The 17,395-nt window shown below is 69.0% G+C and carries 14 protein-coding genes and 1 pseudogene; 5 read left to right on the top strand and 10 right to left on the bottom strand.

What is annotated here, in order from left to right; all coding sequences use genetic code 11:
• Positions 1-4 precede the first annotated feature (4 nt).
• The 4 genes and pseudogenes from A5732_RS27830 to A5732_RS06245 all read right to left on the bottom strand — a co-directional run.
• Positions 5-826 (bottom strand): annotated as a pseudogene (locus A5732_RS27830) (polyprenol monophosphomannose synthase); the annotation flags it as partial.
• A gap of 36 nt (positions 827-862) precedes the next feature.
• Complete coding sequence (lnt, locus tag A5732_RS06255) at positions 863-2,596, bottom strand: apolipoprotein N-acyltransferase (protein WP_432760657.1); 1,734 nt, start codon at positions 2,594-2,596, stop codon at positions 863-865.
• A 322-nt stretch (positions 2,597-2,918) separates the two neighbouring features.
• The gene (locus A5732_RS06250) at positions 2,919-4,508 is read right to left on the bottom strand and encodes an amidohydrolase (protein ID WP_076101519.1); all 1,590 of its coding nucleotides are present in this window, start codon (positions 4,506-4,508) and stop codon (positions 2,919-2,921) included.
• A 94-nt stretch (positions 4,509-4,602) separates the two neighbouring features.
• Positions 4,603-5,142, bottom strand: a complete 540-nt coding sequence (locus A5732_RS06245; RefSeq protein ID WP_076101517.1) for an FxsA family protein — start codon at positions 5,140-5,142, stop codon at positions 4,603-4,605.
• Between the two features lie 73 nt (positions 5,143-5,215).
• Between A5732_RS06245 and A5732_RS06240 the strand changes: the two genes are divergently transcribed.
• Entirely contained in the window at positions 5,216-5,923 is a 708-nt protein-coding gene (locus A5732_RS06240) for a dienelactone hydrolase family protein (RefSeq protein WP_076101515.1), read from the top strand.
• A 4-nt stretch (positions 5,924-5,927) separates the two neighbouring features.
• On the opposite strand, the gene A5732_RS06235 is transcribed toward A5732_RS06240, so the two are convergent.
• Both A5732_RS06235 and A5732_RS06230 read right to left on the bottom strand, forming a co-directional pair.
• Positions 5,928-6,791, bottom strand: coding sequence for a type 1 glutamine amidotransferase domain-containing protein (locus tag A5732_RS06235; protein ID WP_076101513.1), 864 nt, complete (start codon positions 6,789-6,791; stop codon positions 5,928-5,930).
• A 13-nt stretch (positions 6,792-6,804) separates the two neighbouring features.
• The gene (locus A5732_RS06230; protein ID WP_065052391.1) at positions 6,805-7,194 is read right to left on the bottom strand and encodes a PPOX class F420-dependent oxidoreductase; all 390 of its coding nucleotides are present in this window, start codon (positions 7,192-7,194) and stop codon (positions 6,805-6,807) included.
• Positions 7,195-7,322: 128 nt separating this feature from the next.
• Here A5732_RS06230 and A5732_RS06225 point away from each other — a divergent pair, with 128 nt between their 5' ends.
• The 4 genes from A5732_RS06225 to A5732_RS06210 are packed head-to-tail and all read left to right on the top strand — an operon-like array spanning position 7,323 to position 11,146.
• Entirely contained in the window at positions 7,323-8,561 is a 1,239-nt protein-coding gene (locus A5732_RS06225) for a DUF1214 domain-containing protein (RefSeq protein WP_076101510.1), read from the top strand.
• Entirely contained in the window at positions 8,558-9,703 is a 1,146-nt protein-coding gene (locus A5732_RS06220) for a sulfotransferase family protein (protein WP_076101507.1), read from the top strand. The genes A5732_RS06225 and A5732_RS06220 overlap by 4 nt, the downstream gene beginning before the upstream one ends.
• A gap of 4 nt (positions 9,704-9,707) precedes the next feature.
• Positions 9,708-10,340 (top strand): TetR/AcrR family transcriptional regulator, encoded by a 633-nt coding sequence (locus A5732_RS06215; protein WP_076056542.1) that lies wholly within the window; start codon positions 9,708-9,710, stop codon positions 10,338-10,340.
• A 2-nt stretch (positions 10,341-10,342) separates the two neighbouring features.
• A complete protein-coding gene (locus A5732_RS06210) occupies positions 10,343-11,146 on the top strand; it encodes an SDR family NAD(P)-dependent oxidoreductase (protein WP_076101504.1) in 804 nt (267 codons plus the stop codon).
• An 8-nt stretch (positions 11,147-11,154) separates the two neighbouring features.
• Here A5732_RS06210 and cobN read toward each other — a convergent pair whose 3' ends face one another.
• From cobN to A5732_RS06190, 4 genes are all read right to left on the bottom strand, one after another.
• Entirely contained in the window at positions 11,155-14,730 is a 3,576-nt protein-coding gene (gene cobN / locus A5732_RS06205) for a cobaltochelatase subunit CobN (RefSeq protein ID WP_076101501.1), read from the bottom strand.
• A 47-nt stretch (positions 14,731-14,777) separates the two neighbouring features.
• Positions 14,778-15,452 carry an alpha/beta hydrolase gene (locus A5732_RS06200; RefSeq protein WP_076101817.1) on the bottom strand — a complete coding sequence of 225 codons (675 nt, stop codon included), beginning with the start codon at positions 15,450-15,452 and terminating at the stop codon, positions 14,778-14,780.
• Between the two features lie 172 nt (positions 15,453-15,624).
• Positions 15,625-16,635, bottom strand: coding sequence for an ABC transporter substrate-binding protein (locus tag A5732_RS06195; RefSeq protein WP_076056548.1), 1,011 nt, complete (start codon positions 16,633-16,635; stop codon positions 15,625-15,627).
• Positions 16,632-17,387, bottom strand: coding sequence for an ABC transporter ATP-binding protein (locus tag A5732_RS06190; RefSeq protein WP_076056550.1), 756 nt, complete (start codon positions 17,385-17,387; stop codon positions 16,632-16,634). The genes A5732_RS06195 and A5732_RS06190 overlap by 4 nt, the downstream gene beginning before the upstream one ends.
• Positions 17,388-17,395: the final 8 nt, after the last annotated feature.

The following is a 17,395-nucleotide window of genomic DNA, read 5'->3' as shown; positions in this document are numbered from 1 at the left end:
CGACCTAGGTGCGGTTGTCGGCCCTGGTGGCCCGGGCACCCGACCGTCGGCCCTGAACACCCCAGCGGGTGACCTTGACCAGGGCTTCGCGGATGTTGGAGCCGCTCATCTTGGACACCCCGAGTTCGCGCTCGGTGAAGGTGATGGGCACCTCGGCGATGGTGAACCCGTTGCAGATCGTGCGCCAGGTCAGATCGATCTGGAAGCAGTAGCCCTTGGAGTCGACGCCGTCGAGGTCGATCGCTTCGAGTACTTCGCGGCGGTAGGCGCGGTAGCCGGCGGTGATGTCATGCACGCCGATGCCGAGCGCCAGCCGGGCGTAGGTGTTCGCGGTCCAGGACAGCGCCCAGCGGCGCTTCGGCCAGTTGCGCACCGTCCCGCCCTCGACGTAGCGCGACCCGATGGCCAGGTCGGCGCCGGCGTCGACGGCGTCCAGCAGGCGGTGCAGCTGTTCGGGCGCGTGGCTGCCGTCGGCGTCCATTTCGACGAGCACCGAGTAGTCACGGCTCAAGCCCCACGCGAAACCCGCCAGGTACGCCGCGCCCAGTCCGTCCTTGGCCGTGCGATGCATGACGTGCGTGCGGCCGGCGTCGGTCGCCGCCAGCTCCTCGGCGAGCCGGCCGGTGCCGTCGGGGCTGCTGTCGTCCACTACGAGCAGGTGCACGTGCGGGCACGCCTCTTTGAGCCGCCGGTGGATGACCGGGAGGTTCTCCAGCTCGTTGTAGGTAGGGATGATCACCAAGACGCGCTGGCTGGGACGGTTGCCTGGGACGTGGGGCGCCGGCTGGCCGGTGGTCATGTAGCTCCTCTGTGTCGCCCGAAAACGAAAGAGTGTCGGCCGTCCTGGTGGGACGGAGGGTGGTCAGTCGCCGTCGTCTGCCGGCGTCCGGTCCCGGGAGTCGGGCGCAGTGTCTAAGTCGTGCTCGTCGGGCGGGGGTTTGCCCGGGGTCGCACCGGCCCCTTCCGATTGGCGAGTGGACCGCAGACGTACCGAACGCGGGAACCATCCATTGTGCCGTATCCCGGCCAGAATCACCGCTCCGGCCGCCAGCGCCATCGCCCATTGCACCAGCGGCCCCCATTGCGTCGCCGGGGTCAGCCTGGTCTTGAGCCGCACCTGCATGTCCAGATAGGCGGGCTGGAAGAAGTCGGTGCGGCCCAACTCGCCGCCGTCGGGGGCCACCACGGCGCTGATTCCCGTGGTGCCCGCGACCACCACGTACCGGTCGTGCTCGACGGCCCGGACCTTGGCGAATGCCAGCTGCTGCTCACTCATCCTCTTGTTGAAGGTGGCGTTGTTGGCCGGCACGGCCAGCAGCTGGGCTCCGCCCCGGACCGCTTGTCGCGGCACCCGGTCGAAGATCACCTCCCAGCAGGTGGCGACGCCGAGGGGCACGCCCGCGATGTGCACCACCCCGGAGCCCTGGCGGGGCACGAAGCTTCCGGCGCGACCGGCGTAGCCGGACAGGTGTTTGAACAGCCACGGCATCGGCAGGTACTCGCCGAACGGCTGCACGATTTCCTTGTCATGGTGATCGGCCGGGCCGGTGGCCGGATTCCACACGATCATGGTGTTGGTGTAGTTCGGATCCTGCGGCGGGCGTCCCGGCACCTCGAGCACGCTGCCGATCAGGATCGGGGCGCCGATCGCCGCCGCGGCCTGTGAGATCTCCAGGGCGGCGTCGCGGTTGACCAGCGGGTCGATGTCCGACGAGTCTTCCGGCCAGATCACGAATTGAGGTTGCGGGGCGGCCCCGGAGCGCACGTCCTCGGCCAGCCGCAGGGTTTCCTGGACGTGGTTGTCCAGCACCGCGCGCCGCTGTTCGTTGAACTCGAAGCCCAGCCGCGGCACGTTGCCCTGCACGGCCGCGACGGTCACCGCCGGCTCGCCACCCGACCCGGTACCGGCGTGGCGCACCTGGGGCCAGATGATGAGCGACGCGAACAGCACCAGGCAGATGCAGACGCCGGGCAGCACCACCGCGGGCGGCGCCTGGTCGGGGTGCCCGGCAGCCGCGGCGCCGCTGTCGCCGGCCGCGCGGGGCGCCGGGTGACCGGAGTGCCACCACTTCACGATCTCCAGCGCGATGGCCGTCGCGCTGAAGCCCACCAGCATGATCGCCATGGACAGCAGCGCCACGCCGCCGAGCTGGACCAGCGGCAGGAACGGACCGTGGGTCTGACCGAATGCCACCGACCCCCAGGGGAAGCCGCCGAACGGGAGCATCGACTTGAGCCACTCCTGGGCCGCCCAGATCAGCGCGAACCAGATGGGCCAGCCGGGCAGCCGGCGCACAATGACGGCGCACAAGCCGAAGAGGGCGGGAAACAGCGCGCAGACGGTCGCGAGCGCGATCCACGGAATGGGGCCGACCAGGAGCCCGACCCACGGCAGCAGCGGCAGGTAGAACGCCAGCCCGAACAGGAACGCGTAACCCAGGCCGCCCGCGGGCGTGGTCGCCGGGTGCGTCAGCACCCACGCCAGCAAGGCGGCGGCCACCACGGCACCCCACCACCAATTGAGCGACGGGAAACTGGCGCAGAGCAGTAAGCCACCCATCACGACGCAACTCAGCCGGGTCAGGCGGGGCAGCATCGCGGCCTGGGCGGCGGGTAGTCGCGCGACCACCGCGGCCACCAGCCCGGTTACCGCGCCGCGCGCCGCGGTCCCGAGCCGACCACCCAGGCTCGCGCCACCCGGCGCGTGCCCCTCGGGCGATCCCGGTTCCGCTGCGTCCTCGTCCCGGTCGGGTTCGCCGTCGCGCTCGTCGTCCTCGGGCTCGACGCGGACGTAGGCGGGCTGGTCGTCGCGGTCCGACTCGGCCTCGTCGCTGATGGGGTCGGTGTCGGGCCGCCGCGGCACGTCCTCGTCGGCCGCATCGGTTTGGTCCGCGGGCTCGTCATCGCCCAGCCGGTACCTAGCCATGGATGACAGCGCCCCGATGCACCGTTCGCCGGCACCGCGGTAGGGCATCGTCGCGATCCAATCGCGGCAGCGCCGGCACGCGCGACCGCGGGTCCGTCGACCAGCGCTGGACGGTGTCGCGCGGGGCGTGCACCTCGAGGGCCCCGGCGTCCCAGATGGCGTAGGAGGCCGGCGCTCCCGGCACCAGCGTGCCCATCTTGCCGTCGCGGACGCCGGCCGCCCGCCAGCCGCCGCGGGTGGCGGCAGCAAACGCGGCCCGCCCCGAGATCCCGCTGCCGGGGGTGCGGTGGTTGACCGCCGCGCGCACGCTCACCCACGGGTCGAAGCCCGTGACCGGAGCGTCGGAACCGAGAGCGAGGGGCACGCCTTGGGATGCTAACAGCGCAAAGGGGTTGAGCCGACTGCCTCGCTGGGCACCGAGCCGTCGCGCATACATGCCGTCGACGCCGCCCCAGAGCGCATCGAAATTGGGCTGCACGCTGGCGATGACGCCCCACTGGCCCAGTTTGGCGGCCTGATCGGCGCTGACCATCTCGACGTGCTCGAGGCGGTGACCGCAGCGGGCGACGGCGACCGGCCCGAGGTCGGCGACGACGCGCTCGAAAGCATCCACCGCCGTCGCGACCGCGGCGTCCCCGATGACGTGGAATCCGGCGGTGACCTCGGCCTGGGTGCACGCCCGCACGTGCGCCTCGACGGCATCCGAATCCAGATGGCAGGTACCCGTGCAGTCCGGGGCGTCCGCGTACGGCTCATGCAGCCACGCGGTGCGCGACCCCAGGGCCCCGTCGACGAACAGGTCCCCGGCCAGGCCGTGGGCTCCGGTCACCGCCATCAGCTCGCGCGCCTGGGCGGGGCTGCTCACCGGCTCACCCCAATAACCGATCACCTCGACGCCATGATCGAGGGCCCGCAACTGCAGCCAGTCGTCGATCCCGCCGATCTCGGGGCCGGCGCATTCGTGGACCGCGACGATGCCGGCCGCGGCGGCGGCCCGCAGCGCTGCGGCACGGGCTTCGGCGAGCTGTTCGCCCGTCAGCAGGCCCCGGGCGACGGCCCGCACCAGATGGTGTGCGTCGCCGACCAGCGGCCCCTCGGCGCTGAAACCCGCGGCCGCCGACAGCTCCGTGACCAGCCGTCGCAGGCCCGTCGACGCCAGCGCGGAGTGCACGTCCACGCGGGCCAGGTAGGCGGGCCGGTCGCCGAGTACGGCGTCCAGGTCGCCGACGCCGGGCGACGCGTTCTCCGGCCACGAGGTTTCGTCCCAGCCGTGGCCCCACACCGGCTGGCCGGGGTGGGCGGCGGCGTACTCGGCGACCATCTGCAGGCACTGGGCGCGCGAGGCCGCCGGGCGCAGGTCCAGCCCGCTGAGCGTCAGCCCGGTGGCGGTGAGATGGATGTGGCTGTCCACGAACCCCGGCGCCACGAACCCGCCCCGGAGATCTTCGACGTCGGCATCGGGAAACATGCGACGGCCGACCTCGTCGCTGCCCAGCCATGCCACCACGCCGTCGCGGACGGCCATCGCCGTCGCGTCGGGCTGGGCCGGACTGTGCACCCGGCCATTGATCAGCAGGGTCACCGGTGCGGGACTAACGGGCACGATCGGTCACAGGCCAAAACTACGTGCAACGGTTCGGATGTCGAGTAACGGTCGGCGGGTTCGCCGCGTCGCGTCAGCGTCCGTCGAATCGTTGCGGCGCCGGCGCCTCGACGTCGCGGACGTCGATGACCTCGCCGTCGATGTAGTCGCCGTGGCCATAGCCGGCATTCGAGCCCGCTTCCGAGTAGTACCCGCTCGGATACGACGGTTGGGGCTCCGCGCGAAAGGCGCTCGCGTAACTAAGTCCGGGCATCTGGCGCTGCAGCCTGCGCACCGCCCTGGCCGTCAACCCGGGGCCGACGGCCGACCGCACCGGCGGGATCAGCAGCATCAAGCCGAGCGCCGTGCTGACCAGGCCGGGAACGAGCACGAGGAGCGCGGCCAGGCTGACCAGCACACCGTCACCCGCGGCGCGTTGATCGGTCAGGCCCGAGCGCAGTTGCCCGATCCGGCGGATGAGGTGTGACCCGGCCATCGGGGCCACGAGGCCCCAGCCGAGCAGGAACGTCCCCACCAGCGCCAGCAGGGTCCAGCCCCATCCGATCGCCGACACCAGCGCGAAGATCACCGCGAGCTCGACGACGGCGTAGATCAGCAACAGCCGCGACACCATGCCTGACCAACGTGCGCGGACCGCGCCCAAGTTCCCGTGGTGCTCGCCGGTGTGGTTGCAGTTAGATGACGCTATGACGACGATTCAGATCGATACGCCCGACGGCCCGATCGATGCGTTACTGAGCACGCCCTCGGGGCAAGGCCCGTGGCCGGGCGTGGTGGTGATCCACGACGCGATCGGCTACGGCCGGGACAAGCAGTCGATTAACGACCGCATCGCCGCGGCGGGTTATCTGGCGGTCACCCCGAACCTGTATTCGCGCGGTGGCCGCATCCGCTGCATCACCCGCGTCATGAAGGAGCTGCAGACGCAACGCGGCCGTGCCCTCGAGGACATCCTGGCCGCGCGCGACCACCTGAAGGCCATGCCGCAGTGTTCGGGACAGGTCGGCATCGCGGGTTTCTGCATGGGCGGCCAGTTCGCTCTTGTCATGTCCCCCAAGGGTTTCGGTGCCTCCGCTCCGTTCTACGGCACTCCCCTGCCCCGCAACCTGGACAAGACGCTGGACGGCGCGTGCCCGGTCGTGGCCAGCTTCGGCGGCCGTGACCCGCTGGGCCGGGGTGCACCCGAGAAGCTGAACAAGACCATCGCGGCCAAGAACATCACCGCCGATGTGAAGACGTATCCGGGCGTCGGGCACAGCTTCGCCAACGAGCTGCCGGGCCAACCGCTGCTTCGGATCACGGGTTTCGGCTACGACCGCGAGGCAACCGAGGATGCGTGGCGACGGGTGTTCGCCTTCTTCGGCGAGCATCTGGGCGCCGGCGCCGCGACGTAACGGGTCAGCGCGCCGCGTTCAACTTCTGCGCCAACACCGTTGCGAACGTGTGGGTATCGCCGGGCCAGCGCGCCGACACGTAGCCGCCGTCATCGACGACGAATGCGGGCCGCGCGTCGGTCGCCGTATCGCGCACCATGCCCGAGGTTTTTCGCCGCCAGTGCGGTGATCCGCGGGCGACGTCACGGAAGTCGGCCGGAACTTCAAGCGCGCGTGTGACTTCCGACTGCACCGACATGTACCCGCCGGGTTGGCCCGGCTCCTCGGTATAGGTCCGGTAATAGTCGCGATCCCAGAACCGGGTCAACCGGGTGAGGCGCCAGGCCAACCGCTCCATTGCCCACGTCAACGCCGTGGTCTTGCGTCCGTACAGGACGGAACGGCCGGTTCTGGGATCGACGCTGCGCGCGGCGAGCAGCACCCCGTGACAGATGGCGGCGACCACCAGCTGGCGGGCGAAGGCCTCCACCACCAGCCGGTGCAGGATGCCGCTGTCGATGTAGCTACGCATCCCGCGGGCGCGGTGACCGCCCGGCAACAGCAGCGCGTCGACGCCGTCGAGACCGGCCTCCGCCCAGGTAAGCGGATGTTGAAACTCGTTGGAATGCACCATGTCTCGGTAAGCGCTGCGGCCGTCTTTGTTGGCGCGCAGCGTGAGCCCGATCAGCGGGATGCCGCCCAGCACTGGCAGCGCGGACCAGAGGTCCAGTCCGCGGCCCGTCACCATGATGTCGTCGGCGACCCCGGGCGCGCCGGTTTCGGTCGCGAATACCACCCGGTGGCCGCTTCCCGTCAACACCTTCCAGCTGACCGCGACCTCGGTCGGGTCGAAGTCGCGGTCCGGGATCGGGATGAGAACGGTGGCCACGGAGCCTTGGCGTTCAGGCCACTTTCAATTCGAGTCCGACGTTGTTGTCCATGCCGCCGCGCAGTTTGCTGAAGAAATTGAACACCTTGCCCACGACGCCGTAGCGCTTGCCGATCGCGTCGTAGACGGCGGCCGTTTCCGACTTGTCGAGGATGGCCGCGGTCCCCTCGATGGCCTCGCTGGTGGGCCGGCCGTTCATGGTGCAGGTGGCCAGCGTGACCCGCGGGGTGTTGCGGATTCTCTTGACCTTCCAGGACTTTTCCTGAGTGATGACCAAGAGTCGGTCCCCGCGCTGCTTGTCCAGGGCTGCCCAGATCGGCGTCGGCTTGGGCTTGCCGTCCTTGGTGAACGTGGTCAGCAGGATGTACTGAGTCTCGGCAAGGTCAGCGAAGGTCGGCGTCACCAGAACAACTTACCGCCGCGGGGTCGGGGCGTTGACATTCCCAGCGCTCGGCTGCGATAGTCATGCCAGCTTAAATGAAAACGTTATTTTCAATTAAGAACGCAGACCACCGATCGAGGTAGGCAATCATGGGCGATTCGAAGAGGCCGCTTGCATGGTTGCCGTTCACGATCGCCGAGGCGGCCATGGAATCGGCGGGCGAGGCGAGCGATCCCGATCTGTTTGCGGCATGGTCACAACTCTTGAGCCGGCTCAACGAGGCCGCGCAGACCGTCGAATCCGATCCGGCAAGCCGCAATCGGATCGACGTCGCCGCCGGAATCCGGCACCTGCTGGTGCTGCTCACCGCGGGCATCGACGAGGCGCTGCGGTTCGATCCGGATCCGGAACTACGCGTCCAACGCACCAGCACCGATGACATCGTGACGTGGGGAATGGAGTGCCCGGATTGCCTCTACACCCGCGCCGCGCTGCGCGGCGCCGAGAGCTATCGGCTGTACGGCAACCGCGGCACCGCCCGCTATGTCGGGCTGCAGACGATGAACGGCATCACCGCCACCGCCAACGAGTTGGTCGACGAGCTCGAAACGGATCCCGACGGGAACTTCGAGGTGGTGCTGTCAGCCTCGAAACAGCCAGGGCGAGCGGGCAATTGGATGCGTATCGAAGGCGAGCACCCCACGTTGACGGTGCGGCACTTCTTCTACGACTGGGATACCGAGGTGGCATCGTCGTTGCGCATCAAGCGACTCGGTGACGAGGTCCGGCCTACACCCGGTCGGGTCGATCCCTACTCGGCGGTGACCAGGCAACTGGCCGCGCTCGGCGACTTCGTCACGGACAACCTGGCGTTCTTTTTGCAGTTCGGCTCCGCCGCACCGCCCAACGGCTTCCTGCCCCCGATCGATCGCACCGACATGGGGGCCGCCGCGGAGAACCGGCCGGTGATCGGCCGGTGGGAACTGCACCCGGGCGAGGCCCTCATCGTCGAGGTGGAACCACCACATGGCATCTATTGGAGCTTCTCGATCGGCAACCCGTGGTGGGAGACGATCCACTACGGGCGCCACCAGTCCAGCCTGAATGCCCATCAGGCCGCAGTGGATTCCGATGGATTGGTCCGTGTGGTGCTATGCGATCGTGACCCCGGGATCGCCAACTGGCTCGACACCGCGGGCCACAGCAACGGCCCGATCATCCTGCGCTGCGTGCGGACCGAAACGGCCCCCACTCCGACGACACGAGTGGTGCCGTTCGACGATATTCGCACCGAGTTGCCTTCGGACACCGCACAACTCACCCCCGATGAACGCGCATCAATCCTTGCGGCACGGCGCCGCACGGTGCACGAAAGGTTCGGACGGTGACCTTCGACGCTGACGAGTTAGAGGACGGCGCCCGGACCGCGACCGGTCTCGACGATTTCGGATCGTCCTACTACCGCGAGGGACTCGAACGGATCGTCGACGCGCTGAACAGCGAGGCGGACCTCAACGACATCGGGCGGGTCATCCAGCACGCCACCATCAGCAACGCCCTCATCCAACGCCTCAAGGTCGAGGACGTCTACCGCCAGCACCCCGAGATCGACGACCAGGCGGTCGGTGGCCCCGTCTTCGTCATCGGCCTGCCCCGCACCGGCACCACCGCGCTGAGCCAGCTGGTGGCCGCCGACCCCCAGTTCCGATCGCTGCGGATGTGGGAGTCGCAAGCGCCTACCCCGCCGCCGGAGGCCGCCACCGAACACAACGACCCGCGGATCGCCCAGGCCGAGGCCGGCCTGAAGATGCTCGACGACATGTTCCCGCTGATGAAAACCCTGTACAACTCCGAGGCCACAGCGCCGACCGAATGCCAGGACCTGATGGGAATGAGCTTCCGCACCTTCCACTTTGACGGTGCCGTGCGCGCACCCGGGTATCTCGCGTGGTTGATGGGCTGCGACATGCGCGAGACCTACGTCTTTCATCGGCGAGTGCTCCGGCTGCTGCAATGGCACTGTCCGCCGGTGCTGTGGCATCTCAAGACACCAGTGCACATGTTCGCCCTCGACGCGCTCGTGGAGGCATATCCCGACGCCAAATTCCTTTGGAGTCACCGCGATCCGGCCAAAGTGATGGGTTCGGTCTGCAGCCTGATCAGGTATGTGCGCAGCTGGAGCAGCGACCGCGACGACGCCAGGGAACTCGGCGCCGAGCAAGTCGACAGCTGGGTCGAGGGTGTCCGGCGGGCGATGGATTTCCGCAACCGGATGGGCGACGACCGATTCGCCGACGTCTCGTTCGCGGACCTTCAGACGGATCCGGTGGGCACGCTGCGAACCAGCTACGCCGCCCTGGGCTTGACCTTCACCGATGCCACCCTCGCCGCGGTCACGCGTTGGGCCACGGAACACCGGCCCGGCTCGCGCGGCGCACATGACTACGACCTGGCCGACTACGGCCTGACACCCAAAGGCGTTCGCGAGCGGTTTGCGGACTATCTCGCCGCCTACGACGCGACCGCCTGAAGCGATGAGCACTCCCCGCACTCGGCGACGCGAAAAACTCGGCCCGGACGCAGGGGTGCGCCGCGAGATCCTGGCCGCCGCTTCGACCGTACTGCGGGAGCAGGGAATTGGGAAGCTCAGCATCGGCGCGGTGCTGGATCGGGCCGCGCTGGGCACCCGGGCGTTCTATCGGCACTTCGAATCCAAGGACGATTTGGTGGCCGCGCTCTTTCTCGACATGGCGCGCGCCGAGGAACGGCGACTGCGACGCCGGATGGCACCTGCCGCCACGGAGGTCGACGCGGTCGCGGCGTGGATCGACGGACGACTCGACCTGGCGTTCGATGACAACATCAAATCCGACCTGCGTCGCCTGTCGATGGAAGCTCAGTCGCAGTCCTCCGCACTTGTTCAGCCCGCGTACGCGGAGATGCTCAAGCCGCTCAGCGAGGCGCTGCAGCGCGGCCTGCAGCGCGGGGTGTTCCACGATGTCGACCCGATGACGGGCGCCCAATTCATTCACGGGGTGGTCTGGGCGGGCATCAATCAGCACTGGGCGACGGGCGATTTCGACCGCGACGTGCTCCGCGAACGCATGCTGCAGTTCTGCCTGCGTGGGCTGGGCGTGCGGGCCGCGGAACCGATCAAAGGAGACTAGCGATGGACCTGGGCTTTGCCGGATCGACGGCCGTGGTTACCGGCGGCAGCAAGGGCATGGGGCTGGCCATCGCCGAAACCCTTGCGGCCGAGGGGGCCAGCGTGGCGGTGATGGCCAGAGGCCACCGGGCGCTCGATGCCGCCGTCTCGTCGCTGCGGCGGGCGGGCGCGCCGGATGCCGTGGGCGTCAGCGTGGATATGACCGACGCCGAGTCGATCACCGCTGGCTTCGCCGCCGTCTCGCAACGTTGGGGGCAACTCAACAGCCTGGTCCACACGATCGGACCGGGCGACGGCTATTTCGAGCAGATGGACGACGCACAGTGGGACGAGGCGTTCACCCTCGGCACGATGTCGGCCGTCCGATCGATTCGCGCCGCCTTGCCGCTGCTGCGCTCCGCGGACTGGGCCCGCGTCGTGACGTTGTCCGCGCATTCGATTCAGCGCCAAAACCCGCGGATCATCGCCTACACGGCATCGAAATCGGCATTGGCCAGCGTCACCAAGAACCTATCGAAAAGCCTTGCCACGGACGGCATCCTGGTGAACTGCGTGTGCCCGGGAACCATCGTCACCGCGAGCTTCACCGAAGCGCTCAAGGACATCCTCGCCGCCGATGGCCTCGACGCCACCAATCCGGTCGACGTCATGACCTGGATCGACAACAACTTTCACCAGCCCTGCGACCTCGGCCGCGCGGGGCTGCCCGAAGAGGTCGCCTCCCTCACCGCCTACCTGGCGTCGCGGCGCAACGGCTATGTCACCGGCGCGACGGTCAACGTCGATGGCGGGTCGGACTTCATCTAGGGACCGCGTCAGCCTTCCAGATCGCCCTCGGTTTCCAGCAGCGCCTGGCGCAGTCCGTCTAGCGTTTCCGGTTGCGGCTCCGCCCACATGCCACGCCCGGCCGCCTCCAGCAGCCGTTCGGCCATGCCGTGCAGCGCCCAGGGATTGGATTCCGACATGAACTTGCGGTTCTCCGGGTCCAGCACGTAGCGCTCGGTGAGCTGTTCGTACATCCAGTCGGCCATCACCCCGGCCGTCGCGTCGTAGCCGAACAGGTAGTCCACCGTCGCCGCCATCTCGAACGCGCCCTTGTATCCGTGCCGGCGCATCGCCGACATCCAGCGCGGATTGACGACCCGCGCCCGGAACACGCGGGTGGTCTCCTCCGACAACGTGCGGGTGCGGATCGCGTCGGGGCGGGTGTTGTCGCCGATATAGGCGGCGGGTGCCTGCCCGGTCAGCGCGCGCACCGTGGCCACCATGCCGCCGTGGTACTGGAAGTAGTCGTCGGAGTCGGCGATGTCGTGTTCGCGGGTGTCGGTGTTCTTCGCGGCCACCGCGATGCGCCGGTACTGCCGGTTCATGTCGTCGACGGCCTCGCGGCCGTCCAGGTCACGGCCGTAGGCGAAGCCGCCCCACGCGGTGTACACGGCGGCGAGGTCGGCGTCGTCGCGCCAGTTGCGGCTGTCGATCAGCTGCAGCAGACCCGCGCCATAGGTGCCCGGTTTGGATCCGAAAATCCTTGTGGTGGAGCGGCGTTGATCGCCGTGCTGAGCCAGGTCGGCCTGGGCGTGCGCGCGGACGAAGTTGTCCTCGGCGGGCTCGTCGAGCTCGGCGATCAGCCGCACCGCGTCGTCGAGCATCGTCACGACATGCGGGAAGGCGTCCCGGAAGAAACCGGAGATGCGCACCGTCACGTCGATGCGCGGGCGGCCCAGCTCGGCCAGCGGAATCGCCGCCAGATCGACCACGCGCCGCGAAGCGTCATCCCACACTGGCCGAGCGCCGAGCAGGGCAAGGACTTCGGCGATGTCGTCGCCGGCGGTGCGCATGGCCGAGGTGCCCCACACCGACAGACCGACCGATTGCGGCCACTGTCCGTGGTCGTCGCGGTAGCGGGTGAGCAACGAATCCGCCAGCGCCACACCGGCTTCCCAGGCAAGCCGGGAGGGCACCGCCTTGGGGTCGACGGAATAGAAGTTGCGGCCGGTGGGCAGCACGTTGACCAGGCCGCGCAGCGGGGATCCGGACGGGCCGGCCGGGATGAACCGGCCGTCCAGGGCGCGCAGCACCTGCTCGATTTCGGCGGCGGTGCCGGCGAGCCGTGGCACCACTTCGGTGGCCGCGAATCGCAGCACCGCGGCGACGTCGGCGTTGCCGGCGATCCGTTCGGCCGCATCGGCATCCCAGCCGGTCGCCTGCAGGGCGGCGACGAGCTCGCGGGCCACGGCCTCGGTGTGATCGACCGTGGTCCGGTCGTCGGTGCCATCCTCGGCCAGGCCCAGGGCCTGTCGCAATCCGGGCAGGGTGTGCTCGCCGCCGAACAGTTGGCGGGCCCGCAGCATCGCCAGCACGAGGTCGAGTTCGGCTTCCCCCGTTGGCTTTTGCCCAAGAATATGCAGGCCGTCGCGGATCTGCACATCCTTGATTTCGCACAGCCAGCCATCGACGTGCAGCAGCATGTCGTCGAAGGAGTCTTCCTCGGGACGTTCGGTCAGGCCAAGGTCGTGGTCCATCTTCGCGGCCCGCATCAGCGTCCAGATCTGCTGGCGGATAGCGGGCAGCTTGCCGGGATCCAGCGCGGCGACGTTGGCGTGCTCGTCGAGCAGCTGCTCCAAACGTGCGATGTCACCGTAGGATTCGGCGCGCGCCATCGGCGGGATCAGATGGTCGACCAGCACAGCGTGTGCGCGCCTTTTGGCCTGCGTGCCCTCGCCGGGGTCGTTGACCAGAAATGGGTAGATCATCGGCAGGTCGCCCAGCGCGGCGTCGGGGCCGCAGGCCGCCGACATGCCCAGCGTCTTGCCCGGCAGCCATTCCAGGTTGCCGTGTTTGCCCAGGTGTACCACCGCGTGCGACCCGAAGCCGACGTCGAGCCAGTGATAGGCGGCCAGGTAGTGGTGGCTGGGCGGCAGGTCCGGGTCGTGGTAGATGGCGACGGGGTTCTCCCCGAAGCCGCGGGGCGGCTGCACCATCAGCACCAGATTGTCCGATTGCATTGCGGCGATGACGATTTCGCCGTCGGGATCGTTGCTGCGGTCCACAAACAGATTCCCGGGTGCCGGTCCCCAGTGCTCGGTGACGGCGTCGGTGAATTCGGTGGGCAGGGTCGCGAACCATTCGCGGTAATCCTTGGCGGACACCCGGATCGGGTTGCCCGCCAGCTGGCCTTCGGTGAGCCAGTCGGGGTCCTGTCCGCCCCGCTCGATCAGTGCGTGGATCAGGGCGTCACCGTCGTTGGCCTCGACGCCCGGCAGCTCACCCACCCGGTAGCCGTGCTCGCGCATCGCCTGCAGCAGCGCGACGGCGCTCGCCGGCGTGTCCAAGCCGACCGCGTTGCCGATGCGGGCGTGCTTGGTGGGATAGGCCGAGAACACCAGGGCCACCCGCTTGTCCGCCGGGGCGACCAGGCGCAGCCGCGCGTGGCGGACCGCCAAGCCCGCGACGCGGGCGCAGCGTTCCGCGTCGGCGACATAAGAGATCAGGCCGTCGTCGTCAATCTCCTTGAAGGAGAACGGCACCGTGATGATGCGGCCGTCGAACTCGGGCACCGCCACCTGGCTGGCCACGTCGAGCGGGCTCAGGCCATCGTCGTTCGCGCGCCATTGGTCACGGGGGCTGGTCAGGCAGAGCCCCTGCAGGATCGGGATATCTAGTGCGGCAAGGTGTTCGACGTTCCAGCTGTCATCGTCGCCGCCGGCCGACACCGTGGCCGGCTTCAGTCCCCCGGCCGCCAGGACGGTGACCACCATGGCGTCGGCGTCGCCCAGCCGTTGCAGCAGTTCGGGTTCGGCGGTGCGCAGCGATGCGCAGTAGACCGGCATCGCCCGAGCGCCGGCGTCCTCGATGGCCCGGCACAGCGCCTCGACGTAGCCGGTGTTGCCGGCCAGGTGCTGCGCGCGGTAGTACAGCACGGCGATCGTCGGGCCGTCGGCAGCAACGGCGTTGGGCCGCGGCAGTTCACCCCACGTCGGGGTCACGACCGGCGGGGTGAATCCGAACCCGGTCATCAGCACGGTGTCCGAGAGGAAGGCGTGCAGCTGGCGCAGGTTGTCCACGCCGCCATGGGCCAGATAGATGTGCGCCTGCACCGCGATCCCGGCCGCCAGCGTGGACAGACCGGTCAACTCGGCGTCGGCGGCCTGCTCGCCGCTGACCAACACCGTGGGCACCCCACTGGCGATCACCGTGTCGATCCCGCTCTGCCACGCCCGGTAGCCGCCGAGGATCCGCACCACCACGATGGCGGCGTCGGCCAGCAGGTCGGGCAGCTCTTCATCCGACAGCCGCGACGGGTTGGCCCACCGATAGTTCTTCCCGCTGGAACGGGCGCTGATCAGGTCCGTATCGGATGTCGACAGCAGCAGGATGGTCGGCTCAGCCACCCGTCATTCGTACCGCAACGAGGCGCGCTCGCGCCTACTGGGACCGGTCAACCGCCCAGCATCGCCGCGATCAGGCCGGCGACCTGTTGCGCCACGACCCGAGCCGGGCCGTCCTTGGCCGGTTCGTAGCGGTCCGCGAGGGCGTCGTAGTCGGCGCCGGCGATCGACCCGTGATCGGCCGCCAGTTCCACCACCTCCACCGGCCAGCCGATGCGTTCGAGGCGGGCGGCGAAATCCCTGCTGGCGTCCACCGGTACCACGTCGTCGTCGAGGCCGTGCAGCAACGAGAACGGCGAACCGACCTCGGCGGCGCTCAGCCCGTCGGTCAGCGGCTCACCGGAGATCGGATCGGGAACCATGAAGGCTCCGGCGAGGCACACCGTGCGCGCGGGAGCGAAGCCGTATTGCGCCGCGCGCAGGGTCACGCCCGCCGCGGCGGCGCCGCCCATCGACCACCCGACGAGCAGGATGCGTCTGGTGTCGGTGGCGAGGTTGCAGGTGAACTCCAGCGACCGCAGCAGATCTGCGCGCCCGCCGTCATCCGCATGGGAGTTCCAGTCCGGCGCCACCACCACCGCGGAGCGCCCGGCCAGCATGCCGGCCAAGGGGCCGACGGCGGCGCGGGCATCGGTTTGCGCGCCATGCCACAGCAAGATCGTGGACGGCGCCGGCTCACCGAAGACGTCGGCCCACCGGCCAGGGGCATATTCCACCGTCCTCACGGGCACGAGGATGCCCACACTGGCGCGTGTTCAATCCTCGGTCAGGCAACGCCCTTGTTGCGCAGGACCGGCAGCACTCCCTCGGCGAACCAGTAGGCCTCTTCCAGATGCGGATAGCCCGACAGGATGAATTCGTCGAAGCAGCAAAACTTTGCCGCCATAGCTCCTCAGATCAGCTGGCGAGGCCTTGTCGCAGCGCCTCATTGAATCGACGGTCGACCCAGTTGGCAAACCTGGGCGCCGACGCGAGCTGGCCTGCGGCCGCGAACAAATCGGCCAGCTTCTGTTCCGATGCGACCACGTCGTCACCGAGTTCGGTCGGTAACCGCAGGCTGCGGTTAGCCGCGACCGCCGCCGCGCGGGCATCCAATCCTACTGCGGCGGAATAGTCTTGGGCCCATTCTTGGGGATGAGCCCTGGCCCACTGCACGGCCTTCTCGAAACGTACCAGCAGGTCGGACAGCGCGGTGTTACGTTTCGGGTCATCCAGCGCCTGGTCGGATGCGACACCCACCCAGTCGCCGTTGGTGACGCCCTGCGCCTCGGCGATGCTGCGCACCGGGATCTGCTGTTCGGCCTGGGCCGTATAGGGATCCCAGATGGCCCAGGCGTCGGCCTGGTGCTGGCTGAACGCCGACAGCGCATCGGCGGGCTGCAGGAACACGAACTTCACCTCGGCGGGTTTGAGCCCGGCCTTGTCCAGCTGGGCCAGCAGGTTGGCGTGCGATGAGCTGCCCTTGGCGACGGCGATCGCCTTACCACGCAGCTCGGAGACCGACGTGATGGGCGAATCGGCATGCACCAGAACGCGATTGCCGGCCCCGCCGCCGCCGTATGCGGAGACCGCCTTGATCTTCGCGTTGCTGGCGGCCCCGAAGATCGGCGGCGTGTTACCCGTGATCGCGAAGTCGATCTTGCCGGCGGTGGCCGCCTCGACTTGCGGCGGCCCGGAGGTGAACGTCGAGAACGCGACGCGGTAGGGCAGGTTGTCCAGCTGCCCGGCGGCGCGCAGCAGGGCTTCGGTGCCACCCTTCTGATCCCCGACCTGCAGGGTGAGCCCGGACAGCTCCGACAGCGGCACCGCGGCCGGCGGCGGCTTGGACCCCAAACTTGCTGTGCGCGAGACGCATCCGGCCAATAGGAATACGAGCACCGCGGCCAGCGCGACGAAACCCCGCCTCAAAGCCGCACACCAAGACGATCCAGCAGCTCCGCGCGATGCCGCTCGGTGTGGGCACCGGGATCGCCGGGTGCGCGGCGGGGCTCCTCGATGGTCAGCGTGTGCACGACGCGGCCTTCCTCGAGCACCAGCACACGATCGGCGAGCGCGACCGCTTCGTCGACGTCATGGGTGATCAGCAACACCCCGAACCCGTGTCGGCGCCACAGATCCAGCAGCAGGGTGTGCATGGTCAGCCTTGTCAGCGCGTCCAGCGCACCGAACGGTTCGTCGAGCAGCAGCAGTTGTGGCTCGGCCACCAGCGCGCGGGCCAGCGAAACCCGTTGCGCCTGACCGCCCGACAGGGTCAGCGGCCATGCCCAGGCATGGTCGGCCAGACCGACGTCGGCCAGCGCCCGGTCGGCGCGATCGCGGACTTGCGCCCGCGGGAGGCGGGTGCGGGTGAGGCCGTAACCGACGTTGGTCCGCACATCGCGCCACGGGAACAGGCGCGGCTCCTGGAAGGCCAGCGCCGGGGCGCCGGCCACCACGCGCTGCCCGCTGTGGTCATCCGAGAGCCCGGCGAGCACCCGCAGCACCGTCGATTTGCCCGAGCCGCTGCGCCCGACCAGCGCGACGATCTCGCCGCGTCGCACCCGCACCGAAACGTCGTTGAGCACCTGCCGGTTTCCGTACCACTTGTCGACGTGGCGCAGCTCGCCGGCGATGTCCGTCCGCCCTCGGGTGGCGGCGGCCGATTCCACGATGAGTGTCAAGCCTGGAC

The organism is Mycobacterium colombiense (assembly GCF_001953985.1).
Lineage (GTDB): Bacteria > Actinomycetota > Actinomycetes > Mycobacteriales > Mycobacteriaceae > Mycobacterium > Mycobacterium colombiense_B.
The sequence above is the reverse complement of the archived record's forward strand: the minus strand, read 5'-3'. Positions and strand labels throughout refer to the sequence as shown.